This is a genomic window from Aquitalea sp. FG25 (genome assembly GCF_057809375.1).
On the sequence record NZ_JBMDJV010000001.1, the window covers coordinates 183,342 to 210,155 of the forward strand.

Here is a 26,814-nt window from a genome sequence, read left to right on the forward strand (position 1 = left end):
TCAATTACTTAAAAATATTTTGGAGAGCGGAAAGCCTGGCACGCCAGTTGCAATAAGAAGGGCAGCTGAGAAGTTTTCATCTCACCCATTCGATACAAACTGGAGATTGCCATGACTGTAAAGAACACTTCCGTCAAAAATGACAAACTGAGCGCCAAGGGTGTTGCCGGCGGCATGCCGCTGCTGCACGAGCCCAAACTGAACAAGGGTACGGCCTATAGCGTGGATGAACGTCGCCAGATGGGTCTGGAAGGCCTGCTGCCGCATGCAGTGGAAAACCTGGACCGTCAGGTGGAACGCGTCATGGCGCATCTGGATGAAAAAGCGGACGATCTGGAACGCTATACCTACCTGATCGGCCTGGAAGACCGTAACGAAACCGTGTTCTACAAGACGGTGATGTCCGACCCGAAACGCTTTATCCCGGTGCTGTACGACCCGACTGTGGCCGATGCCTGCGAAACCTTCGGCAACAACTACCGCCGCGCCCGTGGCATGTACATCACCCGCTACATGAAGGGCCGCATGGCCGAAGTGCTGCGTAACTGGCCGGAAAAAGACGTGCGCTTCATCTGCGTATCCACCGGTGGCCGCATTCTGGGCCTGGGCGACATTGGCGCCAACGGCATGGGTATTCCGATTGGCAAGCTGCAACTGTACACCGCTTGCGCTGCCGTGCCGCCGGCTGGCCTGCTGCCGGTGCTGTTCGATATCGGCACCACCAACGAAACCCTGCGCGCCGACCCCTTCTACATGGGCACCCGCGAAGCACCGGTTTCTGAAGCCGAGCTGGACGAACTGACCGAAGAATTCATCCAGGCCGTGCAGGAAGTATTCCCCAACTGCTGCGTGCATTTTGAAGACTGGAAGGGCACCGACGCCATCCGCATGCTGGATCGCTATAAAGACAAGATCCTGTGCTACAACGATGACATTCAAGGCACTGCCAGCGTGGCACTGGCCGGTATCGCAGCCGGGATGAACATTACCGGCGGCAAGCTGACCGACCAACGCGTGATGTTCCTGGGTGCTGGTTCTGCTGGACTGGGTATTGCCAAGCTGTTCTGCGCCGAACTGCAAACCCTGGGCCTGAGCGAAACCGAAGCCCGCAAACAAGTGGCCTTGTTCGACATCAACGGCCTGATCGAGCATTCCCGTACCGATCTCACCGAAACCCAGAAGCTGTATGCCCGCCCGGCCAAGCCGTGCAAGGACTTTGTCCAAGCCATCCGCGACTTCAAGCCGACCGTGCTGATTGGCGTAAGTACCAAGGCCCGCGCCTTCACCCGTGAAGTGGTTGAGCTGATGAGTCAGCTGAACGAACAGCCCATCATCTTTGCGCTGTCCAACCCCACCCACAAGGCGGAGTGCAGCGCTGAGGAAGCCTACACCTGGTCCAAGGGCAAGGCGCTGTTTGCCGCTGGTGTGCAGTTCCCCGACTTTGACTACGAAGGCAAAACCTACCGTCCGGGTCAGGCCAACAACTTCTACATCTACCCGGCCATCGGTCTGGCTACTTACTGCTGCCGTCCGACCCGCCTGAACGACGAATGCTTCATCGTGGCTGCCCATGCCACCGCCGATCAGGTGACGCTGACCCAGCGCGCCAAGAGCATGCTGTTCCCCAGCCAGGACCAGATTCTGGAAACCGAAGTAACCACGGCAGCGCGTATTGCCGAGTACATGTTCGATTCCGGTCTGGCCCAGGTGGAGCGTCCGCGTGATATCCGCGCCTGGATTGAGAGCCAGCTCTACAAGCCGCAGTACTGAGAAGCAGGGCGCAGCCACCCGGTTGCGCATGACTTCCACTAACGTTGTTCTTGCTTGATGGCAGTTGCCCGTGTGCAGGTGGGCCGGGTAACTGCTGACAAAACAAAGGTGTCTATCATGGACTACATCATTCATACCCTGCAGAAGTATCCGGAGATTGCGATTTATCTGACCATCGCCGTCGGCTTCTGGGTGGGCAATCTCAGTCTGGGCAAATTCAATCTCGGGGTGGTCACGTCTACCTTGCTGGCCGGTTTGCTGATTGGCCAGGTGCATCTGGTGATTCCGCCGGTGCTGCAATCCACCTTCTTTGCCATGTTCCTGTTTGCCGTCGGCTATGCCGTGGGGCCGCAGTTTATCCGTGCGCTCAAGAGCGACGGCATTTCGCAGGTGTTCTTTACCATTCTGGTGTGTGCGTCCGGTCTGGTCACCGCCATCCTGCTGGGCAAGATGCTGCATTACGATGCCGCGCTGACTGCTGGCCTGCTGTCCGGTGGCTATACCAACTCCACCGTGCTGGGTGTGGCAACCGACTTGCTCAACCAGGTCAACCAGATGCCTGGCAGCGTGAAAGTGGCCATGGCGCTGATGCCGGTGGCTTATGCGGTGACTTACCCGTTCGGTACCGCTGGTTCGGCCTGGTTCCTGGCCACGTTTGCGCCGAAAGTGCTGGGTTTCAATCTGGCCGAAGAGTGCAAGAGCTATGAAAAAGAAAACGGCAACGGCCACACCGTGGGCAGCACTGCCTACCGCGAGTTTTCCGCCCGTGCCTTTCTGTTGAGCAATGTTGATCTGTTCGACAAGACGGTTTCCGAAGTGGAAGCCATGTTCGACCACGAAATCTTTGTTCGCCGCGTGCGTCAGGCCGTGGGTGCCAAGATTGTCGATTGCGAAGGCAATACCCGTATCCAGCGTAATGACGTGGTGGCCATCTCCGGCACCCTGACCGCGCTGCTGAAATACCAGAACCACTTTGGCAAGGAAGTGAAAGACGTTCCGCTGCTGGACTTCTCCACCGAACTGCTCGACCTGGTGGTCACCAGCCGCAAATACGCTGGCAAAACCCTGGGCGACATTACGACTGCATTGTTCGGCAAGCCGGGCCGTGGCCTGTTCCTTACCCGCTTCAGCCGGGGCGAGCTGGACATGCCGATGGGGCATGATGTGGTGGTGCAACGTGGCGACGTGCTGACCATTCTGGGTGCCAAGCAAGACGTAGTTGCTGTGGCCAAGGAACTGGGCTATGCCGACCGTCCGCTGGAAAACTCCGACATGGCCTTCATGGGCTTCGGTATCGTGGTGGGCAGTATTCTGGGTGCCATCACCGTGCATGTGGCCGGTATTCCGCTGAGCTTTGGTACTTCGGTGGGTTCGATCGTGGCCGGTATTGTGTGTGGTTACCTGCGTGCCACCATGCGTACCTTTGGCAAGATTCCCGGCCCGGCACTGTGGGTGTTCAATAATGTGGGTCTGAACGGCTTTATTGCGGTGATTGGCCTGAATGCCGCGCCTGGCTTTATTTCCGGCCTGCAACAGTACGGCGTTACCCTGCTGTTTGCCGGTGCCGTGGTTACCCTGGTGCCGCTGATTGTCGGCCTGCTGCTGGGTCGATTCGTGTTCAAGTTCCACCCTGGCATCCTGCTGGGCGCATGTGCCGGTGCCCGTTCTACCACCGCTGCACTGGGCGCATTGCAAGACGCCGCCCAAAGCAAGGTGCCTGCCGTGGGCTATACCGTAGGCTATGCGGTATCCCGGCTGGTGATGGCGGTGTTTACCATCGTGCTGGTCAACGTGTTCTAGCTGTCTTGTTCTTTATCCTTTCGGTCGTCGTGGCCCTGCCATGACCTTGCCACGCGGCTTAGCCCCGCGTGGTTTTTTTGCTTTGCATCGTGCGGTGCAAAAAAAGTGACTGGGCACTGTGGGATAATGCCCGCATGCCAGCCACCACCAGCCAGCCGCCACCGGGCGATGACTTGAATCCAGCCAGGCGGGCCCGGCCCGGAGTGCGTATGAAACGAACCGTTTTTTATCTTTACCTGCTGATATCGCTGGTGCTGTCCTTGCTGTCGGCCTGGGTGGTGTACACCGTCAGCTGGCAAGAGCAACTACAACAGCGCCAGCAGGAGTCGGTGCGCCGCGTGGCGCGCAATGCCGGTTTCCTGCAGCACGAAGTGGACAAGTTCGGCTTGCTGCCGCTGGCGGCATCCTATAACGACACCCTGCGCGAAACGCTTGATCATCCGGGGGATGCCCGTTTGCTGGCGCAGTCCAATGACTATCTCAGCCGGCTTAATCAGGGGGCCGGGTCCTTGCAGGCTTATCTGGTGGACAAGCAGGGCAAGGTGCTGGCCTCCAGCAACTGGCAGCAAAAAGATAGCTTTGTCGGGCGCAATATCGCCTATCGTCCTTATTTTCAGCAGGCGGCAGCCAACCGCATCAGCACCTATTACGCCATTGGCACTACCGGCAATGCCACCGGCTTTTACCTTGCCACGGCCATACATCGGGGCGCGGAGCGGCTGGGTGTGGTGGCCATCAAGATAGGGCTGGAGCAGCTGGAACACATGTGGGGCAATATCGTGGAGCCGTTGCTGGTGTCTGACTCCAACGGTGTGGTGGTGCTGTCCTCGGTGCCGGAATGGAAGTATCACGCCACCGTGCCGCTCAGCTTTGATGCCCGGCTGGCATTGGAAAAAGCCCAGCAGTACAACAAGCAGGTGGTCAAACCTCCACTGTGGCAACGCAAGAGCGTGCTCAACAGCCAGGCCATGCTGGTGCAGATGGGGCAGGGACGCAGCCGACATGAATACCTGGCTGTCAGCCAGACCATTCCGGTCAGCGGCATGGCGCTGACCATGCTGAACGACACCCACGAGCTGCACAGCCTGGCCATGACCCGGGCGCTGGCGATGGCAGTGATGGTGGGCTTTGCCTGCCTGCTGCTGCATTCGGTACGGCTGTGGCGCATGAACCTGAAAGCCCAGGCCGAGGCGCGGCGTAATTTGCAACTGGCGCACGATCATCTGGAAGAACAAGTCGAGCAGCGCAGCAGCGAGCTGAAGCAGGCCAATGCCAGTCTGAAAAAGGAAATCGAGGAACGCATTCAGGCAGCGCGGCAGGTGGAAAACTTCCAGAACGAGCTGATCCGCACTGAAAACCTGGCGGTGATCGGCCAGCTATCCACCGGCATCGCCCACGAAATCAACCAGCCACTGGCGGCGCTGTCCGCCTTGTCGGCCAATACCGTGCGCTTTCTGGAAATCAACGACCTCACCACCGCACGGGCCAATCTGGAACGCATCACCGACATCGTGGTGCGGCTGGGCTCGCTCACCGAACAACTGAAATCCTTTGCCCGTCGCCCCAATGGCGAGCGCGAATCGGTAGCGGTGGCGCAGGCGGTGGAAAACGCCTTGTTTTTGCTGAACCACCGCCTGAAAAAGACGCATATCACATTGCAGCTGCCGACAGAACCGGCGGATATCGTGGTGTTGTGTGAAGCCGTGCGGCTGGAGCAGGTGCTGGTGAATCTGGTCAGCAATGCCATTGATGCGCTGAACGGCATGGACGACGCGCAGATCAGCATCGATTGGTCGCGCCAGGGCGACACCGTGCGCATCAGCGTGCGTGATAATGGCAGCGGCCTGTCCGACGAAGTGCGTGACCACATCTTCGAGCCTTTCTTCACCACCAAGAAAACCAGCGGGCTGGGCCTGGGGCTGGCCCTGTCCTCGGACATTATCAAGTCCTATGGCGGCATGCTGACTGCCGACAATCACCCGGATGGCGGGGCGGTATTCACCATCACGCTCAGACAGAACAAGCAGGAGTAAAACATGAGCAATCTACAAGTACTGGTGATCGAGGACGATCAGGACGTGCAACTGGGCTATGTCCAGGCGCTGGGGCTGGACGGCATCCAGGCCCAGGGTTTTGACTCGGTGGAAAAAGCCCGCCGCAGCATAGGCCGCGACTTTGCCGGCATTATCGTCAGCGACATCCGCCTGCCCGGCATGGACGGCCTGGCCTTCATGCAGGAGCTGCTGGCCGACGACCCCGACTTGCCGGTCATCCTGATTACCGGCCACGGCGACATTGCCATGGCGGTGCAAGCCATGCGCGACGGCGCTTACGACTTCATCCAGAAGCCCTTTCTGCCGCAAGTGCTGGTGTCGGTGGTACAGCGCGCGCTGGAAAAGCGCCGTCTGGCACTGGAAGTACGCCAGCTGCGCAAGCAACTGGCCGCCTATGGCGGGCTGGAAAGCCGCCTGATTGGCAACTCCAATGTGATGGCCGAGCTGCGTCATCTGGTACAAGGCGTGGCTGCCACCCCCACTGATGTGCTGATCAACGGCGAAACCGGTGCCGGTAAAGAGCTGCTGGCACGCTGCCTGCACGACCTGTCCGGCCGCACCGGCCCCTTTGTGGCGCTCAACTGCGGCGGCCTGCCGGAAACCCTGTTCGACAGCGAAATGTTCGGCCACGAAGCCGGGGCGTTTTCCGGGGCCAGCAAGCAGCGTATCGGCAAGATTGAATACGCCCAGCACGGCACGCTGTTTCTGGATGAAATAGAAAGCATGAGCATGCCGATGCAGATCAAGCTGCTGCGCGTGCTGCAAGAGCGGGTGATCGAACGGCTGGGCTCCAACCGGCTGATTCCGGTGGACTTTCGCGTAATTGCCGCCACCAAGGCCGACCTGTCCAAGCTGGCCGAAGAAGACAAATTCCGTGCCGACCTGTACTTCCGCCTAAACGTGGTCACGCTGGATCTGCCGCCGCTGCGCGCCCGGCGCGAGGACATCCCGCTGCTGTTTGACTACTTTGTCACCCAGTCCGCGCTGCGCATGAACCGCCCGGCACCGGCCATCACCCCGGAAGTCATCCGCGACCTGATGGCCTACCACTGGCCGGGCAATGTGCGCGAGCTGCGCAATCAGGCCGACCGCTTTGTGCTGGACCTGAAAATGGTGCCCGGCACTGCCATGGCGGATAACCAGCTCACGCTGCATGCAGCGGTGGAATCATTTGAAAAAGGCATGATTGCCGAAGAACTGCGCAAGCAGGGCGGCAATGTTTCCAAAACCGCCGAAGTGCTGAAAATTGCCAAAACCACGCTGTTCGACAAGATCCGCAAGTACGATCTGGAAGAAAAATAATCCGCACAGCAAAACAAGACCGGCAGCCGGGCCAAGCGCCCGCTGCCGGTTTTTTCATGCCTGCTGCATGCTTAGCCTGCCATTACCCGCCGGGCCTGTCGCTGCAAACGGCCACGCAGTTGTTGATGGCACGCCGTCGCCAGCCCTAACAGCTCGCCATTATCCGCAGCAATACCTTGCGCCGTGGCAATTTGCTGCGCCAGCGCCTGCAAGGGCGTTGCCGAACTGTTCAGCCCCAGCAAGCGGCCATGCGCATGGCGCAAGGGGTTGTCCGGCGTGTAATCCAGCGTCAGCAGCCAGTGCGAATGCTGCCAGCGTGCGCCCTGCGCCAATACCGCCTGCAACACCGCATGACTCACCTGCACCCCGGCCTCGGCTGCCAGCGCCAGGGCCTGCTCCCAACGCGGGGCGGCGGGCGGAAGCTGTTCCAGTGCCGGTAGCAGCTGCCTGTTCAACCAGTCACGCAATTGCCGCGCCAGCGGCTTGCCACTACGGCGCAAGGCGCGCAGCAGCGCCGTTGCAGGCCAGTAGTCCTTGATGTCTTCAGTTTCTGCTGTGTTCTTGCGTGTCGGATCTGCGGCCAGTAATTGCTGGATGCGGCTTCCCAGTCGACGACCAATGAGGGCCAGCACATTGCTGCTGTGCAGCCACCATTGTCCGTGGTGATGCAGCACATGCAGGGGTTTGCCGTGGTAGTAAAAGCAAAGGGGCGGGGGGTGTTGGGAATGCGAAGGGGCTTGCTTGGTCATGGAAATGGCCTTCTGTTGAGTCGTTGAAAGTCACCCCTGTTGAGAGGGTGGTCAGGCACTTCAACACCGCCAACAGTAACGGCCCGCAGTTTTTCCCGGTTACCCGGGTATTGCATGGCTGCGCGCTACCCGACCATAGGCTGTGCATTGTCCATAAAAACAGACAATGACAAAACCGATGGAAGTAGAAATGCCGCAAGACTAACGGATGCGGCAGCCGCTGTTGAGGGTGTGTTGGGCACCAGCGGCGGATTCTAGGGACGGGATTGCTAGGTGGAAACTGACCGAAGGTTCCACTGTGTAGTCGAGTCACTCTTTTCGATGCTGCCTGTCCGGCAGTGAACCCAACCCCTCACTCCTTCCCTGCTGCGGCGAGTTTCTGAGCTGCCTGTACGGCAGTGAAGACGCACGGTGAGGCAAGCACCCAGCAACACAGTTTCTGAGCTGCCTGTCCGGCAGTGAACCGCACCTTGCGCATTCTGATCAACAAGGGACTTTTCTGAGCTGCCTGTCCGGCAGTGAACCAAGGGGAATGCATGAACTGGGAAGCCATATCTTTCTGAGCTGCCTGTCCGGCAGTGAACAGATCAAAATCAGATTGAACAGGGCTTCGGCTTTTCTGAGCTGCCTGTCCGGCAGTGAACGCCACGCGCCTCGCTGGAGCTCGGACGACGATTTTCTGAGCTGCCTGTCCGGCAGTGAACAGTACGAACTAGCCAAATTTGCACTGGAAGGTTTTCTGAGCTGCCTGTCCGGCAGTGAACGTGTTCGCCTTTTGCCTTGTTCCAGTTCGGCATTTCTGAGCTGCCTGTCCGGCAGTGAACTGGCTGAATGCCTGGAAAACGGCCTGCGCGGTTTTCTGAGCTGCCTGTCCGGCAGTGAACGTAATCCGTAGAATCCATGAGCAGATAGTTCTTTTCTGAGCTGCCTGTCCGGCAGTGAACCCTTGCGGCTTAACGGAAGCCGGAGCCGAAGCTTTCTGAGCTGCCTGTCCGGCAGTGAACGTTTAGCATTAGGCCGAATCGTGCCTGCCGGTTTTCTGAGCTGCCTGTCCGGCAGTGAACTAGACCACTTTACGCTGGTTTGCTTGGCCAGTCTGGCTGTGGGCCATTCTGGCTTCGAAAACCTTTCTTTGCTGCTGCGTTGTAACTGATTGATTTTTAAAGATCACGGAGCCTCGCAAAAAAAAGGGTTGCCGCCGTTCTCCGGCAGCAATCCCTCGTGTCACCAGCTGGGCAGTGTGGCGCTGCTGCTCAGGCCGTAGCTGTTGAACTCACCGCCGACTGCTTGAGTGACTGCGCGCTGGTCGATAAACAGCAAGAAGCGTTGGCCGGTACTGCTGCTGTCCAGCGTGATGTAGGGCAGTGGCAGGCGCTGGGCTTTGCTGTCCGGAAGGCGGCGCAGTGCTTCGGCTGCGCTTACGCCGCAGCGACGGATCAGCCTGGCGCGTTCGCGGGCGGGGTTGCTTTTGGCTTGCCGCCGTTGTACGCGAATGGCCTGGGTGGTGGCGGGCAGGGGGCGGATGTTGCCAATCAGCGCGTAATCGGCAAAGCCGCTTGCCCAGTGGCTGGCCATCAGGCTGTCCAGTGCGGCGGCGCTGCCGTGCAGCCGCAGGGTTTGCCCCAGGCCGGGGAGCGTGCGCTTGTTGTCTTGCTGGCTGCCGGTGGTGTAGCCGGGAAAGCTGACACCGATGTCGCGGCGTTGCTGAGCGCTCAGTGCGCGGTGCAGCTTGGCGTACAGGGCATTGAGCAATACCGGGGCGGTAAAGTCGGCATCCGGCAGCAGGCGGATATCCAGATAGTGGTCCATCAGCCGGCCTCGCCAAACACGCCGCCACGAATCAGGGTGGCGATGACAAAGTGCTGCTGCTCGGTGTCCGGTTTGCTGTCTTTCAGCACCCAGTTGTCCAGCAGGGTGTAGAAGTCCTGCTTTTGCTTGGGCTGGCGGTAGGCTTTGCCCTGGGTGGTGACGGAGCCGTAGGGTTCGATGGCAATGGGGCCGTTGTCGGCGGCTTCCGGATGCCAGGTGTCGATGGTGCGCAGGGCGTTGCCGATTTTCTGCGAGTGGATGGCGGCGATGCGGGCTTCGCCTTGTTGCACCAGGTAGAGGGTTTTGCTTTTGTCGCCACGGCCACGGTCCAGAATCAGTTCCTGGCTGGGGAATACTTCCTGGCCGTTGCCGCTGCGCACATAGGCGTCGATGTGCAGCAGTACGTGCTGGCTGCCGGCCAGCCCTTCGGCGATTAGTGCGCCCAGGCTGTCGACTTGTTCATTGCGCTCCAGGCTGCGCAGGCTGAGGGCAAGGGCGTCAAATTGCCAGTGACGCACGGCCTTGCCGTCTTGCCATTGGGCAATGTGAATCTCTACTTGCTCGGCCCCTACGCGGTTGCGCCACAGAAAGCGGCCATTGGCCAGGTTGGCGGCGTAACGGCGTGCCAGTTCGCCAAAGCCGTGTTCCTGGCGGTAGCCGTCTATGGTTTGCAGCAGCTTGCTGCGGTAGTCCGCCTTGTTGCAGGCCGACGGTTCGCCCACGCCAGCCAGCACGCGCAGGGTGAAGCTGACTTTCAGGGTGTCGGCATTGTGGGGCAGGGTGGCCACGTCCACGGTTTGCAGATTGGGGTTTTCGATCATGGCATCCAGTTTGAGCGGGTCCTGATCCTTGGTTTTCAGGCGGTTGGAGATGGTGCCGCGTACCGATTTTTCCCGTACTTCCACATGGGGCCAGCGCTGGTTTGCTGCGCGTTCTTCCCATGGCCCGGCGTAAAACAGCGCATCGGACGGGTCCAGTTTGCGTTCGAAAGCGAGGACGGAGGCGTTTTCCAGTTTGCTCATGCGAGTTCTCCAAAAATGGCGGGTGCGGTAGGACGGGTGGCGGGGTAGTCGTTGTGGCAGCGGTATACGCCGTTGCTGGCGTCGTGGCCGGGGTACCACAGTAGTTGTCGGTAGTCGGTAAGGTGGTGCGGGCTGAGCCATTCGCCCAGTGAATACAGGCTTTCGACAAAACGCACCGGGGTGGTTTCGTCGCGGCAATGGGCTACGCTGCCGGGCGGGTACAGTGGTGACAGAGATCCGTAGCCCACTGGCAGCGGCACAATCCAGCCGTGGCCTTGTTGGCGTGAGTGTTGCCAGCTTATCTGGCCCTGCTCGTCGGCTACCGGGTAATGATTCAGGCGGCATTGGTCCAGCCAGGCGTCCAGTCGGCTGTTGTCGGCGGCCTCGGCGGATGGCGGCTGGGGCGGCAGCAGGTCGTCGCGGGCTACCAGTGCATAGCCGGGCATCAGCCAGCGGCGCAGTTGGCGGAACTGGCGTTGTTGATCTTCAGTATTTTCTGGCAGATGGGTGAGCCTGGGCTGCCAGCGGACATGGCCGGGCAGGATGCTGCCCCCCGCCACGCGCAAGGTATGCAAGTACTGCTGGATGGTATTGGCCAGTTGGTCCAGCGTGGGCTGGCTGGCGCTGCTGAGGGTGTCTCCCAGTGCCAGGCCGAATACCAGGGACAGCTCCAGGTGAATGCGGCCTTCTTCCACGATGGCGGCGGTGCTGCCGTCCTTGTTCAGCGGGTTGCGGCTGAGGTTGAAGCGCTGTACGTAGTCGCCATTGGTTTGCGCCTGGTAGTGGTGGTTGATGATGCCCACGCCAATCATGTCCAGGTCGAGTTCCGGCCCCAGTTTGCGTCGTAGTGCAGTCATCAGGCCGGTAAAGGCGGTGGGGCCGGGGTGGCCCCAGCTGTGCGGGCCGCTGATGGCATTGGCGTTTTGTACGCGCAAATGGGGCAGGTGCAGCAGGGCGTTGATGCCGGGCAGGCGGGTTTGCGTCATGCCGGTGCTCCTTGTTGCAGGTGGTCCAGCTGGCTTTGCCAGCCAGCGTCCTGGGCCAGCTGGCGGCGCCAGAAGTCGAATTCGGTTTCGGCCAGGTGCAGGTTTTTGCCTTCCAGGCGGCTGTTCAGCCAGTAGGCAAAGCCTTCGGCCAGTTGTTGTGGCCAGTCTTGCCATTGGAATTGCAGATTGAAGTCGGCGTCCTGCCCGGCGCGGTAGGGGTCCAGCCAGCATTGCTGGGCAATGGGCAGCTGGCAGTCGGGGTGGTCCGTCCAGCCGGGGGGCAGGGCATTGCTGTAGGCGGCACCAAATTGCAATAGCTCGCCAAACAGCTCGGCCAGGTAGTTTTCCCGCCGCTGCCGGATATGAATGGTGTTGTGTTCCGGCTTGAGTTTGCTCAGGAATTGGCCAAACTCGCGTAGCAGGCTGCGCACGGCCTTGCGCTTGCCAAAGCGGCGGAAGGCGTCGTCCAGATGGTAAAGCGGCTGGGTTTCGCTGCTGTCCCACTGTGGCGGCAGGCTGGCCAGCAGGTAGTTGCTGCCCCGGCGTTCGCTATTGAGCTGCGAGATGTTTTGCGGCTTGGTACCGCCTTTTTTCTCTTCGGCCAGTTGCGGATAGTCGTGGTAGCCGTGCGGATGGTGGTTGCCGTCGCGCTTTGCCTGTCGTGCCGCCTTGGCTGCATCGCCAAAGCGGTGTTCCTGAATGCGGCCATACAGCCAATGGCTGAGCGCGCTGGAGTTGAGGATGGACAGCAGGTGGTAATGGCTGTCGTCAGTGGCGTCGGCAGGGTAGTCGTCCGGCGATACCGGCCAGTAGATTTGTTTGGCCAGCGTGTGGGATGCGGGGCCGCCTGCTGCTTCGGTGATGCTGCAAAAGGCTGCACGCCACTGACTGGCGACGCTGCTGTCGTGATGCAGGGCTTGCAACAGTTCGGCATCGTCTGCTTGCAGCATCTGCAACAGGGTTTGGCCCTGGTATTCCAGCTTGAGAAATTTATAGACATCCAGTGCGGCGGCATTGCCCACCACGTCACTGGCAAAGTCACTCAGGCAATGGGTGCCGATTTCCTGACGTTGTGGCAGGCTGTCTGGCGGGGCAAACAGGCTGCTGCCACGCGCGTCCGGATGGGTGGCTTTTTGCGGGTGCGTCACCAGTTGCAGCTGCGTCACGCGGCGGGCGGCATCGGCCAGCCAGTTGTGGTGCTGATATTGTGCGGTGAGTTCGCTGCGTTTGGGGTCGTCGGGGGGGAGTTTGTCCAGCTTGTCGGTGAGACGTTGTTGGATGAATGTATGAATAAGGCTTTGTAGAGCTAGCCGTCTAGCTGATTCTGTTTCATTCATTTTTGGTATCCGAAAACGCTGTGCGAATGTAGAATCACCCCGTACTCAGCGCACGGAGTGATTCTTGGCTTCCAAAACGCTTATTGGTTTGTTACTGGACTAATAAGATCATGTGAGTGTCAATCACATCCGTATCCTCCTTGCTGCATCAAGCCTTGTAGCTAGGCTGCACCTCAGTCATTTGCAGTGCTGTTTACACTCGAGCGAGATGGCCGTCTCGCTCACCTTGTTTAAATTTATCCTATTAACGTTTAGTTTTTAGAATTTATCTTGGTGCCTATCATAGTACTTACCTACCGAGCATGCAACAATCGTTTTACAATGCAGCCCACTGCCGAAAGTGCAGCTCAGAAATATTAGCGTTTTGTTTTGCGTAGAACGTTCACTGCCGGATAGGCAGTTCTTGTGTGGCCAACTGTTAAGGTTGGCCACTGTCTTTTTTGTCCTTATGCAGGCAAACGGCCAAACCCCAGTGCCGGATGAAACAGCCACTTCTGATTGCCTTCTGTATTCACACGTAAACGCAGTCTGCCGTAGCGGCGTGCGCAGTCTTCCTGCGACATGTCCAGCGCGTTGGCCAGCTGTTCCAGCTCAGCCAGATAATGACTGCTGCCCCAGGGGCGGATGCCGGTGCCGCCCAGCAGGGTGTTATCGGCAAGGTGGTGTAGCAGGTGATCGCTTTTCAGCCAGTCGATCTGGCCGCGCTGCTGGCCTTGTTCCAGGCGCAACAGGCTGAGGCCGCTGGCGCTGTCTTCATCCGGTAGCAATGCCAGCTCCCATTCATCGCCATGGCTCAGGCGGAAGGGCTGCTTGCGTTGCAGGGCGGCGTGCAGCATGGCGTGCGGCCATTGCCAGCAGGTGGCGGCGCAGAGCCTGGCTTCGCCAGTACTGTTGCGGCGCAGTCCCGGCTGGTGCGTCTGGTTGAGGTCGACTTGCAGGCGGTGGTGTTCCAGGTCTACCAGACTGCTGCGCGGGCGCTGCTCTGCCTCCGGGCGTGCCAGCAGGCGCGGGCGGGAGTCCAGGTGCTGGTACTCGTCGGCGCGCAGCAAGATGCCCAGGTCCGTTTCATCCAGGGGGAAGTCTTGGTTTTCAAAGCCGGGGCGGCAATAGGCCGGTTTCTTTCCCTGCCAGGCGGCCAGGTTGTATTGCAATATCAGCAGATTGCGTACGCTCCATGGCTGTGGCCAGTGGCGGCGCACCCGGCCTGCCAGCTGGATGAGCGAGCGCATGGAGGAGGGTTCGGCAATCGCCCAGTTGTAGCAGTGGTCGCGGCCCACTTCGCTGACTGGGGAGGACAGCACGATGAATACGTGGTCGGCCGCCGGGCTGCCATCCAGTCGGCGGCGAATGTCCGGCAGGCTGAACAGTGCTTGCGGGTTATGCCGGGTGAGGGCGGCGTCCAGCTGCCGTTCTATGGCAGAGCGCAGCAGCAAGGGGTATTGCGCGTGGTACACGCACAGATGAAGCTGCACGCCGTCCGGTGCGTCTTGCGCGTACAGTGCCTGGGCCAGCGGATAAATAGTGCTGATATTAGCCAGGCGAATCAGCCCGATACTGACCCGTTTGCCGCTGGCAGGGTCGGTGTCGTGGTTGTGCGTGTGTAGCTGTATGGATTGCTGGCGTAGCAGGTGGGCCAGTGGTTCAAACATCTCATTGCGCTGACGCGGAATGCCACTGAGGGCAAGCAACTCCGCATTGCGGCGTACCGCCTGGTCTGCCAGCCAACTGGCACGGTTGGCGGCAAACTGCTGATGGCTGGCGGCAAAACTGGTGCTGTCCGGGCAGTCTGCCGCATGGCAGCTTTGCTCATCCACCCACAGGCAGCAAATATTGAGCGGCTGGCCCGGCATGCCACGGTGACGTTGAAATTGATGGCGTCCGGCCAGATAGGCATCAAACAGGCACTGCACCAGTGCCGGGGGCAGGGTGGCGGAAGACAGCAGCACCCGGCTGCCCAACAGGCCCGCCCAGTAAACCAGCCGGGTGAGGGCTGGCAGGTCTTCCACCGAAAAGTCATCCGGCTCGTCCAGCACCAGGTCAGAACTCATCAGCCGCAGCATGGGGGCGATTTGTCGCCCGCCACGGGTGGCTTCGGTGGCCGGGGTGAGGTGGTCGATGGTGCACACCAGTACCGGGGCGGCCAGCAGGGCGTTGAATTGCGGATCGTGACTGAGTTGTTGTAGCAAGGGGTGATTGGGCTGGCCATCAAACAGCACCGGGTTTTCTTCGTCCATCAGGGCTTGGGCTGAGGCTGAGCCATTGGCTTCCGCTTCCTGCACTTGCAGTTCAAACAATTCCCGGCTGGCGCTGCCGCCAACGCGGATAGCCAGTTGCTCTGTGCTCAGTTGCAGCCGCTCGCGAAAGGCCTGGCCGGTTTGCAGGGTGAGGGTGCGCAGGCCAAGGGCAAAGGCGCAGCGCATGCCGGTGTCCGGATTGGCCAGTGCATGCATGATGCGGGCATTGCCCAGGGTTTTGCCGCAGCCGGTGGAGGCCAGATTCACGATGAAAGCCCCTTGGTAGGCGGCGCGCTGGCGCAGGCTGCTGGCCATGTCATGGGCCTTGTTCTGCCAGCTAAAGCGTGGGTCAGTGCTGCGCTTTTGCAAAGCCCGGCAGCGCCCCAATGCTGGCAGGGCGCGGGCGACGTCGGGTAATGCTGCCGCAGCATGCAAGGCATGGCGGGCAACGCCGGTCAGGTGTTCCGGCAGGGTCTGGTTGAAGCGGCGGCCTGCCCCGGCTGGCAAGGCAGGGTCGCGGCGCAGGGTGTTGGCAAAGGCAATCTTTTTTTCCTGTGCGCTCTGCCAGCTTTGCTTGACGGTTTGGCTGGAAAAATGGTGGTCGGCCAGCATCAGGCTGAGGCGTGCCAGATGCAGCGGGTACACCTCGTCCAGCCAGATGGTGCCGCTTGGTCTGGCGGCAAGTTGCTCGGCCAGTTTGGCCACCCGTGCACACCATGTGCTGTCGTTGCAGGGCAGGCCATGGGGAAACTGCCAATACGGCGTGGCGTCGGATTCGCTGACCGAGCCGCAAGGCTGATTCCAGTTGTGGTTGAGGTCTTGCAGGCCGGTGCCAAGTTGATTGGCGGTGATGGGCTCGGTGTCGGTCAGCGGCAGGCGGTGGTGGCTGAGCACCAGCCAGGCGATGGCGGCAGCCAGCGGAGGCAATGCCCCCGGCTGAAACGGCTTTTTGTCTGCCGCGCCTGGGTCCATGCCATCGCGCAAGCCGGCTTGTTGCAAGCAGGTTTCCCAGACGGCGGTGGTCATCTGGGCAGGGTCTTGCAGGCGTGCCAGCCAGGCTGCGTCGTCGTCGCTGCCGACAAAGCCCTGCAGCAGGCGCAAGGACACCCATTCATGCCGGTAGAGATTGGCGGGCTGCGGTTTGTCACTGCGCAGCCGCTGTTGAAATGCCCGACAGGCTTTACCCAGGTCGTGAAATAGCGCGGCCAGCCCGGCCATCAGCCGGATATCCTCACCGCTAAGCCAGTCGTTTTCATCTTCTGATCTCAGCACATTACGCCGCGTGGTATTGGTGGGGGTGGCTCCTTGGGCATTGAAGCGACGGGCATCGCCGACGATCCACAGCAGTTCTGCGTGGTCCCGCCCGCGCAGCCAATGGCAGGCCACGGCAGTATTCTTGCGCGCTGTTTTGCGTAACAGGCGGTGCAAGGTGTCCAGCCCGGCCTGGGTAATGGGGGTTTGCCAGCTGCGGTCGCCTTTGCGTTCGGCAAACTGGTCCAGGATGCGGCGTGTTTCAGTCAGCGCGCGTTTGTCGCATTGGGAAATCAGCAGGATATTCATGCGCTGGCCAGGCCTTGTGTTTCGGCAATGGTTTTCAGTTGATCAATCATGAAATCCAGTGCTTCGCTACGCAGTAGCTGTTCGATACAACATTGGCGAAAGCTTTGTTCATCATCGCCACGCATGGCGCTGACAAAGGCTTGCGGCAGGATGATGGCGTCCTTGACCAGGTCGGCCGCATCAAACACCAGACCTCCCCGACGCGTTTTGCCATGCAGAATGGCCAGGCCATGCGGCAAGCCCAGCACCCAGGTGGCGGTGGCACCCAGGCCATAGGCCAGATAATTGCCATGGTCGAGAAAGCGGTTGGCCGGGTCGCTGCCGCTGCCGCGTTTGGCACGGGTGAATTCGCCGTAGTGGCTGGCTTGGGCTGCCAGGCGAAACAGCAGTTTGGAAAGGCGGGCTTCCTCGGTGAGCAGGCCTGTGTGGTCCACGGCCTGGGTGATGGCATGCGCCGAGGCCTGCAGCGCTTCGCTCAGGTGGGTTTCATCAATGACGAAACCGGCTTCACGCAACTGGCGGTTATCCGACCATTGCCCGCGGATGCGCTCCAGCCTGGCCAGTTGCAGCTACTTGGCTGCGGCCAGCCGTTTGGACTTGTCAAACCAGAAGCCAACCCAGTATTGCAAGTATTCGGTTGGCCGGTATTCGGATTGGGGAGATTGCCAGGCGATATCCAGTTCGCGCTCGCCCGCAGTAAACAGCGGCGTGCCGCCACCACCACAAAAGCCAACCATCACGCCTGCCTTGGCCAGTTCGCGCATGGCGGCCTGGGTGATGGAAGTGCCGGTGCCCAGCAGCAGGGTGGTGGTGTTGGCAATGGGGATGTTCCAGTACAGCGACTGCTTGCCCTGATCCGTTACGTACTCCACCCGGCCACCGTTGACCAGCACGCGGCAGTGTTCCAGGTAATAGAGATGTGCCCGCGTGGAGTGCAGAATGGTTTTAAGGTCGGAGGGGGAAAAGTCATCCATGACGACGCCTCTCTTCACAGAAAAGGACAATGGGCAGCAGATTACGCCATTTGACATGCAAAGGTCATGTTCTGAGTGTATGGCTACCGGGCTTGCCGCAAGACCTAAGAGGGATGAAAGGGATCTTTGGCCAAGCAAAGATTCCTTTCCCGTACGCCAGGCGGAAGCAGCACTCAATCCAGCATTCGCTAACCGGCGGGGGGCTTGAGGATGTTTGAAACCACCGGCACAACACAAAAATGGTGCCTCTCCAGCTATGCCTTGCTATTGCGTACAGGATCTTGTTCGCTTTTGATGTCTGTCCGCCAAAAAGGTTAGGGAAATATCATTCACTCCCCAGGACGGCTATGAGGGTGTAAATTTGACGGATATAATTGAGGTTAAATATCAAAAAGGAAAAAAGTGCGCACGATAGAAGAATATTCATCCGTGCCATTCGATTTAATCAGGATATGCTTTGGGCCTGGTTGTGATTACTCAATACCAATGAAATGCAAATTCAAATAAAATCAGATTTACAAAAAATACCAATAGCTGTTGATATCTAATTCTAGATGCCACAATGAATTTCATTAGTGGGAGGGGGTGGAAATGAAAATGGAAAATATTTATATTGCAATGCCAATCGTACTTGTGAAATTATTTTTCTCGCAGCAGGCATTGGCAGAAAATCCAGCATCGAATATTGATAAAGCTGGAAATGAAATAAGAAAAATGAGCTTGATTCAAGTAAAAATAATGAGCTTGGATTCGTCTGGCTTAAATAAAACATCAGTTCAAGGATGTACGAATGATAGAGATTTTTGCTTTGAATTGAACAGCAGTGAGGATCAGGATACGCCAACGCTTAAAATTACCCGAGTGTATGGTCAAGAATCTAATGCCAGCTTTGAATTAAGTAAACTTAAATATGATCCAGATTATTTAGATCTTTCTATTTGGCCAAATTCACTGCAAATGGCCGATGCCATGCAAGGCCTGATGATTGGTATTGAGGAAAACTATAAAACAATGTACTCGGGTGGTGGCGCAACCTCCACCAAATTACACTTGTTTCACCTATACCCAACAAGCAATGGATTAGGTATTAGAGAAAGTTTGGTGTTGCCTATGCGTGGCAGCGCCATGATACGGGCCTGTTTTTCAGAGTGGGATTACAAGCAACGTCGCGGTGCCTGCCACGATGAGTACGAGCTTACTAGCAAAATTCAGTTAGATAAAAAAATAGCTTCCGGTTTTCCAAAGCTAATTTTTCAAACGCATGCCACCAGTTTCCCTCCTAAGCAAGAAGATGCTGAATGTACTTTCCGTAGAGTATTTAGTTTTGACAATTTAAAAAAGACTTACAAGCCCAATAAAGCATTACCAGTATGCGAAGGATATATACATTTCGATGACTAGGCGATTTTCTGTAAATTACCTCAAAAAATTAATCTTTTTTTAACTAAAAATGCCCGGAGAGCACCGGGCATTTTTTCGCGCAACCTGCTTTCTCCTGATTTTGCCGAAATATTCTCTGTCCGCGCACAGGAGCATGCTTGAAGCCCGATGGGGCAGCGCTGTGCAATCGGAAAATGACGTCGTGTTAGAATGTCTGCCCGCAGCCAAAAGCTGATGTCAGCATCCAGCTGGTGCACCACCCCCCATCTGCATGGAGTCGTACATGAGTTCCAAATTCACAGGACAGTGTCTGTGTGGCCAAATCCGTTACGCGGTGGATGTTGATCCGCTGTTTGCCGGTAATTGCCACTGTAAGGATTGCCAAAGAACATCTGGCAGTGCTTATGTTCCGGCGATGATTTTCCCTGCAAGCAAGGTAGTGATTCACGGCGAGCCGCGTTATTTTGTTTCCACATCGGACAGTGGAAATGCCCATAGCCGTGGTTTCTGCCCCCATTGTGGCTCGCAGCTGTTTGCCAGATTCAGCTATCTTCCTGATGCGCTGGGCATCAAGGCGGGCACCTTGAATGAAACATGCCATTACCGGCCCATGCTGGATTTCCATGTGGCAAGCGCCGCAGCCTGGGATTTCATGAACCCGGCACTGCCTAAAAAACAAGGCGCTGCTCAAAGTTAAGCGGCCAACTGTTGGCCGGGGGTGGCATGTGTTGTCAGCCTCCGGCTGGCTTTGCAGAGAGTAGAGGGCGGGGCAAGCTCGCCGCACGGACGCGGCAATTGGTCAGGTAAGCTGACGACCAGCGGCCATCCTTCCTGATCTGCACATTCTTTTGATCTGGAGCAAACAGGGCTATCGCGCCTGAGCGCAGCATTCGATCCACAAAATATTAGTAATTAATTATTTATGGATAAGGATGTGAACGATGACTGCTCCAATCCCGCCACTTAATGTGGGCAACACCGGCTTTATGCTGCTGTGTGCCAGCTTGGTCATGCTGATGACACCCGGGCTGGCTTTCTTTTACGGTGGTCTGGTGGGCCGCAAGAATGTGCTGACCATCATGGCCCAAAGCTTCATGTCGCTGGGCTGGACTACTGTGCTGTGGTTTGCCTTCGGGTACTCCATGTGCTTCGGGCCAAGCTGGCATGGCATTGTCGGCGACCCTACTTACTATGCCTTCATGCATGGCGTCACCCTCAATACCATGTACACCGGCAATGACGCAGGTATTCCGCTGATTGTGCATGTGGCCTACCAGATGATGTTTGCCATCATCACCCCGGCGCTGATTACCGGTGCCTTTGCCAACCGGGTGACGGTGAAGGCGTATTTCCTGTTTCTTACCGGCTGGCTGGTGCTGGTTTACTTCCCCTTTGTCCACATGATCTGGAGCCCGGATGGCCTGCTGGCCAAGTGGGGTGTGCTGGATTTTGCCGGTGGCATTGTGGTGCATAATACCGCCGGTTTTGCCGCGCTGGCGTCGGTGTTGTACGTGGGGCGGCGTTCGGTGGTGGAGAACAAACCGCATAATGTGCCCTTGATTGCCCTGGGCACCGGCTTGCTGTGGTTTGGCTGGTATGGCTTCAATGCCGGGTCCGAGCTACGGGTGGATTACATCACTGCATCGGCCTTTCTCAATACCGATGTTGCCGCTTCGTTTGCCGGTACCGCCTGGTTTTTCCTGGAGTGGTCGCATGCGCGTCAACCCAAGTTCATCGGTTTGCTGACCGGTGCGGTGGCGGGCCTTGCCACCATAACGCCTGCTGCAGGCTATGTGTCGCTGGGTACGGCTGCGGTGATTGGTGTGATAGCCGCTGTGGTGTGTTACTACGCGGTGCAGCTGAAAAACCGCCTGGGCTGGGACGATGCACTGGATGTATGGGGCGTGCATGGAGTGGGTGGCTTGCTGGGCACATTGCTGCTGGGGGTGTTTGCCAGCAAAGCCTGGAACCCGGCGGGTGTTGACGGCTTGCTGATGGGTAATCCGGATTTCCTGTGGAAGCAGGTGGTTGCTGCGGTGGTTTCCGGTTTGTGGGCCTTTGGTTTTACCTACGGCATGTTGTGGCTGATCAACAAGATGACACCGGTGTTGATCGACGAGCATACGCAGGAAACCGGTCTGGATCAGTCCCTGCATGGTGAAGAAGCCTACAGCGGGTCGCTGTGAAAACAGGGCCTTTGCCTGGCAAAGGCCCTGCGCGTGTTTCCCCGTGGCGGCGGCAATCTTGTTGCCTGCCGCCCCGTCTGACTGCTTACTTCTCCAGTGCCACTTCCACGCAGCGCGCTTGCAGCAGGCGGCCAATGTCTACTGGTGACATGGCTACTTGCAGGCCACGGCGGCCGCCGTTGATGAATACCTGTTGCAATTGCAGGATGCTGGCTTCCATATACACCGGCATTGGTGTGCGGGTGGCGAAGGGGCTGGTGCCGCCTACCAGATAGCCGGAGTGCCGGTTGGCTACGTCCGGTTTGCAGGCCTGCACTTTTTTGCAGGGCAGCTGGCGGGCCAGTTCCTTGGTGGAGACTTTGCGGTCGCCATGCATCAGCACCACCAGCGGCAGGCCGTCCTGATCTTCAAACAGCAGGGTTTTGATGACGCTGTGTTCGTCCACATTCAGTTCGCGCGCCGGGGTGGCGGTGCCGCCGTGTTCTTCGTAGTGGTAGGCGTGGCAGCTGAAATTTACCTGGTGCTCTAGCAGAAAGCGCAGTGCCGGGGTGCTGCCGGCGATGGTTTGTTGGCGCATGGGCATATTCCTGTCGTGATTGTGGTGCGTAGCCGGCAGCGCTTGGCTGCCGGGGCCGGGCTCAGGCATCTGCCGGTATTGGCAGTCCGTATTCCTGCGGGAAGGTGTGAAAGGAGCTTTTCACCACGGTAACGGCGCCGTCGATCAGGCCGCAGCGTCCGCTGCCGGGCAGGATCTGACACAGGTGCTGCAGGGCATCCAGGTCTGCTGCGCTGTGGCGGCCACCGTCAATGCGGTCCAACAGGCGTGCCAGCTGAAACGTGCCGCATTTGCAGGACGGGCATTGTCCGCAGGAGCCTTTGGCAAAGAAGTCGATGTACTCGGCCACCTTGCGGATGATGCTGCTGCCTTCGGAGATGACGATCATCGCGCCGGTGCCCAGCCGGGAGTGGCGCAGCCAGACCGAGTCAAAATCCAGCGCCACGTCCAGATCGCGGGCGGTAAGCAGGGTGTTGGACGGCCCGCCGGTAAACACCGCCTTGAAGGCCTTGCCCTGCAGCATGCCGCCGCCGTAGTGGAACACCAGTTCCTGCAGGCTGGTACCCATCGGTAGCTCATACAGGCCGGGGCGTAGTACGTCGCCGGACAGCGAGTACAGCTTGGTGCCACCGGCTTTGCCCACGCCCAGTGCGCGGTACCAGTCGGCCCCGTGGCGCAGAATGTGGCTGACATTGGCCAGGGTTTCCACATTGTTGATCAGGGTGGGCTGGCCGTTGATGCCTTGCTCTGCCGGGAAGGGCGGCTTTTTGCGCGGGAAGGGAAAGCCAGCTTCCAGCGAGGCCACCACGGCGGTTTCCTCGCCGCCGATATAGCGGCCAGAGCTGGCCACCACCTTGATGGCCAGGGGATGGCCCAAGGCCGTGGTCAATTTGTCCAGCCAGGGGCTGTCCTGCCACTGGCTGACTGCCAGTTGCATGTGCTGTAGGCTCTGGCCCTGATGCGGATTGATATAAAAGATGACGCAGGCAGCGCGCACCGCCAGTGCGGCAATCAGCGCGCCTTCCACCACCTGGTGCGGCGAGGCGCTGAGCAAGGTGCGGTCCTTGAAGGTGCCCGGTTCGTCCTCGTTGCCATTGCACACCACATATTTGTTGTCGCCCACGGCATTGGCGGTGGCTTCCCATTTGCGCCAGGCGGGGAAGCCGGCGCCGCCCATACCGCGCAGATCGGCATCGGCAATCTGGCGGATGATGGTGGTGGGGGCCTTGAGTGCGGCTTGCAGGCCAAGACTGCCGCCTGCCTGCAGCCAGGCGTCAAGGTTGGGGCCCACCTGTACTGCGGGGTTGAGCAGAACCTGATTGAGTTTTTCCATGATGTTGTTCTCCTAGACGCGCAGTCCGGCGGGGCGGTACAGCTGGAGCCGGGCTTTGCCGGGATACAGCAGCGGGGCTTGCTGGCTGCTGTCCAGCCCGGCCAGGGCTAGCTGGCGTTGCCAGCGGTAGACGTGTTCGATGCCGCCACGTTGCGGTGGCAGGGTGGATTTGTGACGGGCAGCCTGTGCCTGGCGGGCGGCTTGGCGACCGGCGCGGCGGCCAAAGGCCAGGATGTCCAGCAGGGCATTGCCCATCAGCCGGTTGCGGCCATGAATGCCGCCGGTAATTTCCCCGGCACATAGCAGGCCGGGCACCTCGGTCTGGCCGTTGCCGTCGATGATGACGCCGCCGTTCTGATAGTGCAGGGTGGGGTAGATCAGCATGGGTTCGCGGCTGGGGTCGATGCCGCATTTGTCGGCCAGGTGCTGCAAGGCAGGCAGGCGCTGCGCCAGCGCCGGCCCCAGTGCGCGGGTATCGAGAAACACGCCTGACTGTCCATCGCGTTCGATGCCGCGTCCGGCGGCACATTCGCGCAGAATGGCGGCGGTGACGATGTCGCGCGGGGCCAGTTCGTCGATAAAGCGTTCGCCCAGCCCGTTTACCAGCAGCGCGCCGCCGGAACGGGCGGCTTCGGAAATCAGCCCGCCACGCAGGCGCTGTGGCCAGGCCACGCCGGTGGGGTGGTACTGGAAGGCGTCCATGTCACGCAAGCCGGCACCAAGACGGTAGGCCAGTACCAGCCCGTCTGCGGTGGCGCCGTAGTGGTTGGAGGTGGGGAAGTCCTGCAGATGCAGCCGACCGCAGCCGCCGGTGGCCAGAATGGTCTGGCGGGCGGATACCACGATGAAGCGCTGGTATTCCAGGTCGTACAACACCGCACCGGCACAGCTGCCGTCCTCGTGTGATAGCAGCTCTACCACCGGGCAGCGGTTGAGCAGGGTGATGGCCGGTTCCAGCTCCACGGTTTCGCGCAGCACGCGCATCATTTCCAGCCCGGTGTAATCGCGATAGCACAGAATGCGCGGCTGGCTGCAGCCGCCCGCCTGCTTGTAACGTAGCCTGCCGCCATCTTCCTGCGGCTCGTCCAGGTCAAAATGCATGCCCAGTTCGATCAACCAGCGGATGACGCCGGGGGCATCGCTGGCCATTTGTGCCAGCAATTGCGGGTTGGCACAGTTGTGACCGCCGCGCATGGCGTCGTCGTAGTGTTGCTGCGGGCTGTCGCTGGCCGCCAGTGCTGCCTGGATGCCGCCTTCAGCCATCACGGTATTGCTGTCGCCCAGGCGCAGCTTGCTGGCCAGCATTACGTCGGCACCGCTGCGGGCGGCAGTCAGGGCGGCAGCTGAGCCAGCACCGCCACCGCCTATTACCAGTACGTCGGTGCTGCGTTGTTCGGCACCGGCCAGGTCAAAGCCGTCGATCAGCGCATTGCTTTGTAGCAGGGCGGCCAGGCGTGGGTGGCAGGGCTGGCCACGGCTGGGGCCAATGTGTAGCAGGGTGCTGGCATTGTCGGCATTGTCGGGATGGTACTGGGCCAGCAAGGCGGTGCGGGATAAATCAGCCGGGCGCAGTGGAGGTGTGTCGTGCGCTTGCAGATTGGCCAGGGCCTGCAGATAGGGAATGGCGCTGCTCATGCTTCGCTCCTTGTGTTGCCTGCCTGGGTGTTGATGGCCATTTCGCCACGCGCTTGTTGTTCCAGCCGACGTAGCAGATCGCCCGGACGCAGGTTCTGGATGGCTTGGGCGCGCCGCAGGTATAGGCCGACATGATTGGGGCGGATGTTTTCCGGGCAGGCCAGGGTGCACAGATTGCACATGATGCAGGCATCAAACAGCGCTGCTGCTGCTTGCAACTGGCCACTATTGGCCAGGGCAATGCCTTGCTGCACCGGGATATGGCGCGGACAGGCGCGGTCGCAGCCGCTGCAGTGCCGACACTGGGAGATTTCCGGGAAGGTTTGCTGCAGTTGCGGCAGCGCCTGCCAGCCGTCGCGCAAGTCGTGCGGCCGGTAGCGGTGCACATGATCGGGCAGGTAGTAGTCGATAAAGCTGACCTGCATGCCGTCTTCCACCACGGTTTCGCAAGCCAGGCGGGTTTCGGCACCGCGCTCACCCGCCTTGCGGACCAGGCAGCGGCAGGAGCCGCACACGCCCTGGCCCATGCAGCCAATATTGGCGGTCAGCGCTTCTTCGCCTTGCAGGCGGGTGTGCAGGATGGAGTTGCCGGGCTCTGCGTCCACCACCTTGCCATCGATGCTGATGCGGATGGTTTCACTCATGGGATTTCCTTTGCTGTGCTTGTGCGCATTCGCCTGCCTGATGCTGCGGGCGTAATGGCCTGTCCGTTGGCAGGGTCTTTGCAAGGAGCGTGCCATGGCGCTGGAAATATCCATCCCATTGAAATCAAAGGAAAAATCTGATTTCTGCTTGAAATGGCGGCGCTGTAGCGTCGGAATTCCGTCCATTTGCCATGGCCGAATGGACGGAAATGCTGTCGCGCGGCAAGGCCGGGGAGGCTGGGCTGGGTGATTTGAAAAAGTACGGATTTCCGTACTTTGTGGCGGGCGGATTCGCGGCTATCCGCACTTGCCAGCTGGCCTGCTTAATATTTGTCAATAAAAACAAAGGGATGGGTGTGTTTTGTCGTGGCACGGGGCTTGCTCTGCACTATCGAGACAATCATTACATACAGAGATGAGGAGCAAGACCATGTGGGGAACCATGAGCACAGCACTGCTGCCAGTGGTGCTGTTGATGATGCTGGGCTGGTTTGGTGGCCAGCGCGGCTATTTCCGCCAGGCGGATGTGGGGGTGATGGCGACGCTGGTGATGCGCTATGCCTTGCCGTGTTCGCTGTTTATTGGCGCTCTGAAAACGCCGCCAGAGCGTATCCAGAACCTGCCATTCATTTTGTGCATGGCCTTCGGCTTTGTTGGCACCTATGTTATCGCCTTGCTGGCTGGGCGTTACTACTATCGGCAGGGGTTAAAAAGCAGCGCCATCCAGGCCCTGGTGTGCACCTTTCCGGATATGGCCTATTTTGGCGCGCCCATTCTGCAACAGGTATGTGGCCCGCAGGGTTTCATCGCCGTGCTGATTGGCAATCTGATCACCAGCTTTGTCATTCTGCCGCTCACCATTGTGCTGTGCCGCTGCGGCGAGATGTCGGATGCCGGTGCCGATGACGGTGTGGTGACCATGCTCAAGCAAAGCCTGGTGAAAACCCTGTCCAACCAGATTGTCTGGCTGCCTATCCTGGGGGTGATTCTTAGTTTCAATCACCTGCATCTGCCTGCTGCGGTACAGGAAAGTGTGGACATGCTGGCCAAGGCGGCTGGCGGGGTATCGCTGCTGGCGCTGGGCCTGATGTTCTGTGGCGAGAAGCCCAGCTTCAACGGCCACGTGGTGGGTAATGTGGCGATGAAGAACTTCCTGCAGCCGGTGTTGATGTTTATCGGCATCCTGCTGTTTGGTGTGGATGCGGACTTTGCCCGCCAGGCCTTGATTGTTGGTGCCGTGCCTACCGCCATTGCGGCATCGATGTTTGCCGTGCGTAACCAGACTTATGCGCTGCATGCCTCGCATTCGGTACTGGTGGGAACGGTGGTGGGTGTATTTGGCGAGGCGGCGCTGATCTACTTTATGGTGTAGGCCAGATGCGGCCAGCCTGCCCGCATAAGGCTGAAGCGTGAAGAACAAGGCCCGGCAATGCCGGGCCTTGTTCTGTGTGTAGCGCACGGGGTGCGAAGCGGGTGGACGAGC

Annotated in this window: 19 protein-coding genes, 1 pseudogene and 1 CRISPR repeat array; of the genes and pseudogenes, 9 read left to right on the forward strand and 11 right to left on the reverse strand. The window is 59.3% G+C overall.

Features of this window, described 5'->3' with window-relative positions; genetic code table 11:
• Window positions 1-111 precede the first annotated feature (111 nt).
• The 4 genes from ACODR9_RS00850 to ACODR9_RS00865 all read left to right on the forward strand — a co-directional run bounded on the left by ACODR9_RS00850 (window position 112) and on the right by ACODR9_RS00865 (window position 6,926).
• A complete protein-coding gene (locus tag ACODR9_RS00850) occupies window positions 112-1,770 on the forward strand; it encodes an NAD-dependent malic enzyme (protein WP_488807109.1) in 1,659 nt (552 codons plus the stop codon).
• Between the two features lie 117 nt (window positions 1,771-1,887).
• Complete coding sequence (gene aspT, locus ACODR9_RS00855; RefSeq protein ID WP_488807110.1) at window positions 1,888-3,570, forward strand: aspartate-alanine antiporter; 1,683 nt, start codon at window positions 1,888-1,890, stop codon at window positions 3,568-3,570.
• Between the two features lie 209 nt (window positions 3,571-3,779).
• Window positions 3,780-5,603, forward strand: coding sequence for an ATP-binding protein (locus tag ACODR9_RS00860; protein WP_488807111.1), 1,824 nt, complete (start codon window positions 3,780-3,782; stop codon window positions 5,601-5,603).
• 3 nt (window positions 5,604-5,606) lie between these two features.
• Window positions 5,607-6,926, forward strand: coding sequence for a sigma-54-dependent transcriptional regulator (locus ACODR9_RS00865; RefSeq protein WP_488807112.1), 1,320 nt, complete (start codon window positions 5,607-5,609; stop codon window positions 6,924-6,926).
• 71 nt (window positions 6,927-6,997) lie between these two features.
• On the opposite strand, the gene ACODR9_RS00870 is transcribed toward ACODR9_RS00865, so the two are convergent.
• From ACODR9_RS00870 to cas1f, 7 genes and pseudogenes are all read right to left on the reverse strand, one after another.
• Entirely contained in the window at window positions 6,998-7,675 is a 678-nt protein-coding gene (locus tag ACODR9_RS00870; RefSeq protein WP_488807113.1) for a hypothetical protein, read from the reverse strand.
• A gap of 316 nt (window positions 7,676-7,991) precedes the next feature.
• Window positions 7,992-8,739: a CRISPR direct-repeat array (repeat unit 28 nt; unit sequence TTTCTGAGCTGCCTGTCCGGCAGTGAAC).
• A gap of 160 nt (window positions 8,740-8,899) precedes the next feature.
• Complete coding sequence (cas6f, locus tag ACODR9_RS00875) at window positions 8,900-9,484, reverse strand: type I-F CRISPR-associated endoribonuclease Cas6/Csy4 (RefSeq protein WP_488807114.1); 585 nt, start codon at window positions 9,482-9,484, stop codon at window positions 8,900-8,902.
• A complete protein-coding gene (gene csy3 / locus ACODR9_RS00880) occupies window positions 9,484-10,506 on the reverse strand; it encodes a type I-F CRISPR-associated protein Csy3 (protein ID WP_488807115.1) in 1,023 nt (340 codons plus the stop codon). Before csy3 ends, cas6f begins: the two co-directional genes overlap by 1 nt.
• A complete protein-coding gene (gene csy2, locus ACODR9_RS00885; protein ID WP_488807116.1) occupies window positions 10,503-11,492 on the reverse strand; it encodes a type I-F CRISPR-associated protein Csy2 in 990 nt (329 codons plus the stop codon). Before csy2 ends, csy3 begins: the two co-directional genes overlap by 4 nt.
• Window positions 11,489-12,829, reverse strand: a complete 1,341-nt coding sequence (gene csy1, locus ACODR9_RS00890; RefSeq protein ID WP_488807117.1) for a type I-F CRISPR-associated protein Csy1 — start codon at window positions 12,827-12,829, stop codon at window positions 11,489-11,491. The genes csy2 and csy1 overlap by 4 nt, the downstream gene beginning before the upstream one ends.
• Window positions 12,830-13,275: 446 nt before the next feature.
• Window positions 13,276-16,623, reverse strand: coding sequence for a type I-F CRISPR-associated helicase Cas3f (gene cas3f / locus ACODR9_RS00895; protein ID WP_488807118.1), 3,348 nt, complete (start codon window positions 16,621-16,623; stop codon window positions 13,276-13,278).
• Window positions 16,620-17,654, reverse strand: a pseudogene (gene cas1f, locus ACODR9_RS00900) (type I-F CRISPR-associated endonuclease Cas1f). Before cas1f ends, cas3f begins: the two are co-directional and overlap by 4 nt.
• Before the next feature lie 540 nt (window positions 17,655-18,194).
• Between cas1f and ACODR9_RS00905 the strand changes: the two are divergent.
• From ACODR9_RS00905 to ACODR9_RS00915, 3 genes are all read left to right on the forward strand, one after another.
• Entirely contained in the window at window positions 18,195-18,998 is an 804-nt protein-coding gene (locus ACODR9_RS00905) for a hypothetical protein (RefSeq protein WP_488807119.1), read from the forward strand.
• 262 nt (window positions 18,999-19,260) lie between these two features.
• Window positions 19,261-19,674, forward strand: a complete 414-nt coding sequence (locus ACODR9_RS00910; protein ID WP_488807120.1) for a GFA family protein — start codon at window positions 19,261-19,263, stop codon at window positions 19,672-19,674.
• A 244-nt stretch (window positions 19,675-19,918) separates the two neighbouring features.
• Window positions 19,919-21,163 (forward strand): ammonium transporter, encoded by a 1,245-nt coding sequence (locus ACODR9_RS00915; protein WP_167522556.1) that lies wholly within the window; start codon window positions 19,919-19,921, stop codon window positions 21,161-21,163.
• Window positions 21,164-21,248: 85 nt separating this feature from the next.
• Here ACODR9_RS00915 and ACODR9_RS00920 read toward each other — a convergent pair whose 3' ends face one another.
• From ACODR9_RS00920 to ACODR9_RS00935, 4 genes are all read right to left on the reverse strand, one after another.
• Window positions 21,249-21,740 (reverse strand): aminoacyl-tRNA deacylase, encoded by a 492-nt coding sequence (locus tag ACODR9_RS00920; protein ID WP_488807121.1) that lies wholly within the window; start codon window positions 21,738-21,740, stop codon window positions 21,249-21,251.
• Window positions 21,741-21,801: 61 nt separating this feature from the next.
• Window positions 21,802-23,052, reverse strand: coding sequence for a complex I 51 kDa subunit family protein (locus ACODR9_RS00925; protein ID WP_488807122.1), 1,251 nt, complete (start codon window positions 23,050-23,052; stop codon window positions 21,802-21,804).
• A 12-nt stretch (window positions 23,053-23,064) separates the two neighbouring features.
• Window positions 23,065-24,687: an FAD-dependent oxidoreductase gene (locus tag ACODR9_RS00930; protein WP_488807123.1), complete on the reverse strand. Its 1,623-nt coding sequence runs from the start codon at window positions 24,685-24,687 to the stop codon at window positions 23,065-23,067.
• The gene (locus ACODR9_RS00935; RefSeq protein WP_488807124.1) at window positions 24,684-25,331 is read right to left on the reverse strand and encodes a 4Fe-4S dicluster domain-containing protein; all 648 of its coding nucleotides are present in this window, start codon (window positions 25,329-25,331) and stop codon (window positions 24,684-24,686) included. The genes ACODR9_RS00930 and ACODR9_RS00935 overlap by 4 nt, the downstream gene beginning before the upstream one ends.
• 191 nt (window positions 25,332-25,522) lie before the next feature.
• On the opposite strand from ACODR9_RS00935, the gene ACODR9_RS00940 reads away from it, so the two are divergent.
• Together ACODR9_RS00940 and ACODR9_RS00945 are read left to right on the forward strand one after the other, a co-directional pair.
• A complete protein-coding gene (locus ACODR9_RS00940) occupies window positions 25,523-25,750 on the forward strand; it encodes a hypothetical protein (RefSeq protein ID WP_488807126.1) in 228 nt (75 codons plus the stop codon).
• 23 nt (window positions 25,751-25,773) lie between these two features.
• Complete coding sequence (locus ACODR9_RS00945) at window positions 25,774-26,703, forward strand: AEC family transporter (RefSeq protein WP_488807127.1); 930 nt, start codon at window positions 25,774-25,776, stop codon at window positions 26,701-26,703.
• Window positions 26,704-26,814: the final 111 nt, after the last annotated feature.